Source organism: Nostoc sp. FACHB-888 (assembly GCF_014696655.1).
In the GTDB taxonomy this organism is placed as follows: domain Bacteria; phylum Cyanobacteriota; class Cyanobacteriia; order Cyanobacteriales; family Nostocaceae; genus Nostoc.
Window position 1 is genome coordinate 1 of record NZ_JACJQM010000230.1, and the last position, 5857, is coordinate 5857.

The 5857-nt window shown below is 43.9% G+C and carries 6 protein-coding genes; all 6 read right to left on the reverse strand.

Annotated features, from left to right (window positions below):
- Positions 1–40: 40 nt before the first annotated feature.
- The 6 genes from H6G26_RS37500 to H6G26_RS37525 all read right to left on the reverse strand — a co-directional run bounded on the left by H6G26_RS37500 (position 41) and on the right by H6G26_RS37525 (position 5780).
- Positions 41–307, reverse strand: coding sequence for a hypothetical protein (locus H6G26_RS37500; protein ID WP_199327262.1), 267 nt, complete (start codon positions 305–307; stop codon positions 41–43).
- Positions 308–489: 182 nt separating this feature from the next.
- On the reverse strand, positions 490–2046 hold the full coding sequence (locus H6G26_RS37505; RefSeq protein WP_190736682.1) for an iron uptake porin: 1557 nt from the start codon (positions 2044–2046) through the stop codon (positions 490–492).
- Between the two features lie 155 nt (positions 2047–2201).
- On the reverse strand, positions 2202–2867 hold the full coding sequence (locus tag H6G26_RS37510; RefSeq protein ID WP_190736684.1) for a hydrolase: 666 nt from the start codon (positions 2865–2867) through the stop codon (positions 2202–2204).
- Positions 2868–2969: 102 nt separating this feature from the next.
- The gene (locus H6G26_RS37515) at positions 2970–3617 is read right to left on the reverse strand and encodes a cysteine hydrolase (RefSeq protein WP_190736686.1); all 648 of its coding nucleotides are present in this window, start codon (positions 3615–3617) and stop codon (positions 2970–2972) included.
- A gap of 406 nt (positions 3618–4023) precedes the next feature.
- Positions 4024–4512: a cupin domain-containing protein gene (locus H6G26_RS37520; RefSeq protein WP_190736688.1), complete on the reverse strand. Its 489-nt coding sequence runs from the start codon at positions 4510–4512 to the stop codon at positions 4024–4026.
- A gap of 335 nt (positions 4513–4847) precedes the next feature.
- A complete protein-coding gene (locus tag H6G26_RS37525) occupies positions 4848–5780 on the reverse strand; it encodes an FAD-dependent oxidoreductase (protein WP_347242582.1) in 933 nt (310 codons plus the stop codon).
- Between the last annotated feature and the right edge of the window lie 77 nt (positions 5781–5857).

Below are 5857 nucleotides of genomic sequence, written 5' to 3' on the forward strand. Positions count from 1 at the left end.
TTGTAACTTACTAGCAGCAATTTATAACTATGAGTTAAATTTAGCAATTCCAAAATGCAAACCCTTGACTATAACATAAAAGTAATTTTGCAAGAGGTCTAATGACCACGTACTCAGGATGGGCGTGATCCTGGGGTCGAATAGTGCTGACACCCAGATGTCCCTTGAATTTTCGTGCATCTGCGGCAATGCGATGAAACCATGCTTCGTAACCTTGCTCACGCCCCGGTCTCACTACATGAGAGATCACAGCAGTGACTGGACAGCTTTCTTCACTGATATTAATTGCTAACGGTTCATCGAACATAGAATTTAACGTTCCGGCTAAAATTTAATAGTTAAAAAAGGAAACGGCTCTTAGGGAGACCGCTTTCACTCCTATACCAGCCGTCATAAGCCAGATCCACGCTACACAACGAATCAACTCGAAACACGGCTGGTATCTTTTTTCAAGGCTTGTGCCTTACCGTGCCTGTACAGACCCAGACCCTAAAACTGAAACGTCGTCCGAATCGTGCCAACAAAAATCGTGTCATTATTGCTGTTGTGATCGGGGTTGATAATAGCAATCGCACCAGGCGTAATTGAGACATTATCGTTCACTTGAAATCGATATAAGGCTTCAAAATGCAATGAGGTGTTGCGATCTACTACCCCAAACTCATTGCTGATCACTTTGGGGGGTTGTCCAAAGACAAAGCCCAATAGGTTGCCTTCCTTGCCCAAATCTGGGAATCCAAAATTGACAGCATAGTAAAAAATCTCAGCGCTGGGATCATTGGGGATATCTTGCGCCGATGCCTGGAGATATCCTACCCATCCCCCTAATCTCAAAGCAGGGTTAATGAGCCAGGAAGCTGCAAGACTATAGCTATTCCCAACAATGTTGTTACTAACTCCATTGAAGGGGTCATTGGTAATGGTACTACTTGTACTGATATCAATTGAATTCAAAGAACGGGCATAGGTTAAGCCAAGACTCAAGGATTTCGTGCGTTGGAACGTCAGTTGTGCTAAAGCAGAGTAGGAACCATCAAACAATCCAGATATCGCAGTAGGGTTGTAAGCTTCACTAGCAAGATAAACCATTGCCAAATTGATGCCGGAGTTAAAGTTATAACTGATACCAATGCCTGTCCCACCTGTTTCTTCACGGTAGATGGGGCTGCGAATCCCAAATGCGGAGATAGAACCTCTGCCATCACTTCCCAATAGAGGGTTAATGGTATCGACCACATCAAACAAGGTACCCTGGGCGATCGCAGTCACCTTAACAGCAGATCCGATGGGAAATTGGTAATAGAGTTGATTTAAAATTAACTGATTGCCTGTATCACTATCAAAACTTAGGCGAGCCATATTTGTTCCCGTAGCTTCCCTAGAGTTAGGAATATTGCCAGCCTGAAATCGAATTCTCAGTAAATCTTGCCCCGTAAAACTGGTGTTGAAGATCAACCGTACGCGATCGCTAAAAATGATATTGTCACCAACCTTACCCCTGGAGCCAGGTGTTTCTCCTGGTGGTAAAGCTTTATCATTGCCGAATGCACCACTCACAGCAAAAACTGCTTCTCCAGTAAATTTTGTCGTCGTCGAGAATTGCTGAGACTCGAATTGATCTGTGCGGGCTTCTAAGGAATCTACCTGTTCACGCAATATCAAGAGTTCTGCTGCAAATTCCTTTTGAAGCCTTTGCAAAGTTTGTAAATCTTCCCTTTTAATCAAATTTGGTGTCGCACTTTCTAGTAGCTGATTGAGCCGATCAACACAAGTATTCAACCCGACAGCAAACTCATAGCGAGTAATTGAGCGATTGCCCTGAAATGTTTGATTAGGATAATCAACAATGCAGCCGTAGCGATTAACTAAGGCTTGTAATGCTTGAAACGCCCAATCTGTATGCTGCACATCAGTAAGTTGATGAACAGATGTAACTTGATCGTGCAACGTATCCTGGGCAGTAGCAAACTCAGAAAGGTATTGTTGAGTGAAGTATCCTTCAAAGATCAGGCATGACGAGAGAATCAACTGAAAAAAAGGTTTCATTGAGAACAACCACCCTAAAAACACCAGATTGTTCAGCAATTTTCGGCAACACACTTTGAAATAAAACGGAAGTTAGTACAAAGAACGGTTGAGTGTAGTGCAAGCTTCGTACTAAGACAAATACTCACACTACAACTCCTCAAGATACTTGTACTCTAATCATCAGACAAGGCAGGCACTTTCTTATTACTCGGAGGCGCACCATGTACCATTGTGTACGCGTACTCAACGCCCACTCCATAGGTTCCAGAGTGTTCCTTAACCAAATCCATTACGGCATCGTAGGTTTCCTTACGTGCCCAATCACGTTGATATTCCAACAACACTTGCTGCCATGTCACAGGTACACCTCCAGCTTGGACAATGCGTTGAATGGCAGCATCGTGAGCAACTTGACTAGTACCACCGGACGCATCCACAACTGCATATACTTCATAACCCGCTTCTATCGCTTGAATTGCCGGGAACACTAAACATACTTCTGTCCACAATGCCGCTATTACCAGTTTCTTGCGACCGATGCGCTCGACTTGCTCTACAAATTTGGACTCTTCCCAGGAGTTCATGCTGGTGCGTTCAATTGGCGTTTGGTTAGGGAAGATTTCTAGCAGTTGGGGCCACATATAGCCGCTAAAACCTTTGGTCTCAACAGTAGTCAGGATAGTTGGTACATTGAAAATCTTTGCTGCTTTTGCCAAGCCGACGGTATTATTAATCAACGTCTGACCATCGATATTCACCACGCCAAAGGTCATTTGTGGCTGATGATCGATAAAGATGACAGTGGAGTTTTCCGGAGTCAATAAGCTATGAACAGTCATGGAAATAATCCTCTAAATGATTGATGAATTATTGTGTCGTCAACTTGCATCAAAATGAAGAATGTGAGTCGTAAATTGAATCCGCCTCTTTTGAGTTTGACGTTATTGCATTGCTTCTATAACCTCGTTTGTGGACAGAACAGCATTGGCAAGATATCCAAAGTTGATCAGTGCAGCCTTGTAGCCGTCGCCCAGTTCTGGATGTTGAGGGGCAGCAGTTGCATCTTTGATGACGGCGACCTCGAATCCTTGCTCGATTAAATCACGCAAGTGAGCTTCAACACAAATATTTGCTAACATTCCGAGCAGAATAATTTTGTTGATATTGCGCTTACGCAGTTGCAAAACAAGGTCATTGCTCTGTGGCCCATAGGCTTTGTGGGGACTAACCACGATTGTCTTGCCATCCTCAATGAAAGGCTTGTAGCGATCAAGCCAGTCAGCACCCGACCCCAAAAAACTGTCGAGGCTCAACGCACCCCTACGATCAAACTCTTTAGATTTAAGCATCATTTGCTCTACAGTTCCGGCAAATTTCCAGGCGTAGTCGGTGGGGTAATAATAGTGAGGGGAGATGAAAACCTCAAATTCATGCTCTTTGGAGGCTTTGAAGATTCGCTCAATGTTCTCGATGGTGTTATTGTCTTTGACGCTGGTACTTACCAAATCCCAAGAAACCCCTGTTTCGCTCAAGACATCGTTTTGCGGATCAATAACTACTATCGCGGTGTCATTTTTGTTAATGTTCATAATTTTTCTCTTTACCTTTGGCTATTAGGCATTGGGCGATTGAGACACCAATTCCTTTAAATTCCCCTGTCACGACTGCAATTTTTCTGTCTAGTTTTTTCATGATGATCTGTATGATTGTTACCAATTGTCCCTAGCTAAAACTCGTTATTTTGCCATTCGTCTTGGTAGTTTTATGGTGAGTCCTCGTGCCTCGTGTTGTCATTGCCGAATGGCACGCTTGTTAAGCACAAACCCTTGATATAAATGGATGAAAGAGTGTGGGGTTGCAGGTATTGGGGAATCAAGAAAATGTTGAACTCCTTGACGCAACTGAAGTTTAATTGTCTTAAACACGAACCTGCAAGCCTACCCCCAACAAGATAGCCAAGCGCGAGGTTTCATGTTTTCAAGCGTGACATTCTTGTCATTGTCTAGGAGGAGGAATAATCTCAATGCCGTACTTAGGTGAAGTGGTGAGAATTTTTTCTAAGTCTTCAGGACTCAATGGTGGGGCAGATGCAATTTGACCATTCACCGCCTTTCCAACTTCGGCAATAAATTTCTCAAATCCAGCAGGTGTTACCCAAACTAACAATTTGGCAGGTACAGAGGTCGTATTAGTAAATCGATGAAGCTGACCTTTGGGTGAATGGAAGAAGGTTCCAGCCGTTGCAACAAGGGTGCGATCGTCAAGCTGGAATTCAATTTCTCCATCTTGAACATAAAATGATTCATTTTCTCTAGTGTGCCGATGGGGTGGCGTACCACCTTGAGGTGCAACGATTACCTCACAAAGTGCATAAGCTTCTCCTGTCTCTTCACCAATTGCTTTGAAGGTATAAAGGTCTTGACCAAAGTAATAAGAACGACCTTGATCTGGTTGAACAAAAAGTCCGTTTTGATGAATTGTCATTGCAACTACTCTCCTTTTTTAGTTAAGTTTCGTACCTTAAGCAATCTACACAATCCTTACATTTAATTCTATGTACCTATTTACCGATGGAAATAATCGCGCCAACTTCGAGGTAAGGCTTCAAATTGAGCAGCGCAGTAAAGTAACACTGGATTGCACTGCTCACGCACATAGAGTTGAGTGATATCACCAACCGTGATAAAAATGCCTAGCCTAGCGGCAGTTCTGTGTGATGACTTTTCCTTCTAGTTTTTTCATGATGATGAGTTCTATGGTTGTTGAGGGCTGAAAGAGTTGGTGTAAAGAATTATGCGGTGTCTGTGCTTGCTACCTGCTTAGACGTTTGAAAACAGCATATTTAATCCTTCAGTCATCGTGGGATGAGTCAAAATTCCATCGCGCAGAACGGTATAGGGCATCTGAGCTTGCATCACCATTTGCACTGTCGAAATTACTTCACCTGCTTCATGGCACAAGAGTGAACAACCGAGAATACGACCCGTCTCGGTATCCACGATCGCCTTCATCAGTCCATCGGTTTGACTTTGTGTTACCGCTCGCATAATGTCTTTTGCATCTAGCTTCGCCACTCGAATGGCATACCCTTGTTGCTGTGCTTCGGTTTCGGTCAGACCTATATGAGCCAGTTCTGGGTCGATGAAAAGACAGGATGGTACCAAGCGACCTTGTGTACTGCGGTTGCCGCCATCAATCAGATTCGCTTTGACAATCCGATAATCGTCCAGTGCCAGATGGGTATATTGCGGTCCCCCATTGATATCGCCTAACGCCCAGATATTCGGTACGTTCGTCTCTAGGCGCTCATTGACTGGAATGAATCCTCGTGCATCAGTTGCCACACCAGCAGCGGCTAGATTTAAGGTATCGGTGGTTGGCGCACGACCGACGGCTATTAGCAAATGCGAACCTTCAAGGCTGATCTCACGATCGCCAACTTGAATCAGAAGTTTAGTTGCATTGTTAGAGCGATCGATCCTTAATACCTTCGCTTTCAGCAAGAATTCAATGCCGTCTCGTTCTAAGAGTGTTTGAACGGCGATCGCAATATCTGGATCGTGCTGTGATAGGATTTGCTTACTCTGCCCAATGACAGTGACGCGAGAGCCAAAGCGCTGAAACATTTGGGCAAACTCCAACCCAATGTAGCCACTCCCAAGCACGATCAGATGCTCCGGCAATTGTTCTAGCTCCATGATCAGGGCAAACGCATCTAAATATTGACGAGCCTGAATCAGTATGAAATACACCAAGACTCAAACTACATAAGGCTTTGAGGAAATTAAATCTCACTCAATATTAAAATGATAATCATTGTGAGGGGGAG

What these genes read in the sequence shown, in the direction of transcription:
- H6G26_RS37500 (WP_199327262.1), bottom strand. Translation starts at nt 307, where the DNA reads ATGTTCGATGAACCGTTAGCAATTAATATCAGTGAAGAAAGCTGTCCA.
- H6G26_RS37505 (WP_190736682.1), bottom strand. Translation starts at nt 2,046, where the DNA reads ATGAAACCTTTTTTTCAGTTGATTCTCTCGTCATGCCTGATCTTTGAA.
- H6G26_RS37515 (WP_190736686.1), bottom strand. Translation starts at nt 3,617, where the DNA reads ATGAACATTAACAAAAATGACACCGCGATAGTAGTTATTGATCCGCAA.
- H6G26_RS37520 (WP_190736688.1), bottom strand. Translation starts at nt 4,512, where the DNA reads ATGACAATTCATCAAAACGGACTTTTTGTTCAACCAGATCAAGGTCGT.
- H6G26_RS37510 (WP_190736684.1), bottom strand. Translation starts at nt 2,867, where the DNA reads ATGACTGTTCATAGCTTATTGACTCCGGAAAACTCCACTGTCATCTTT.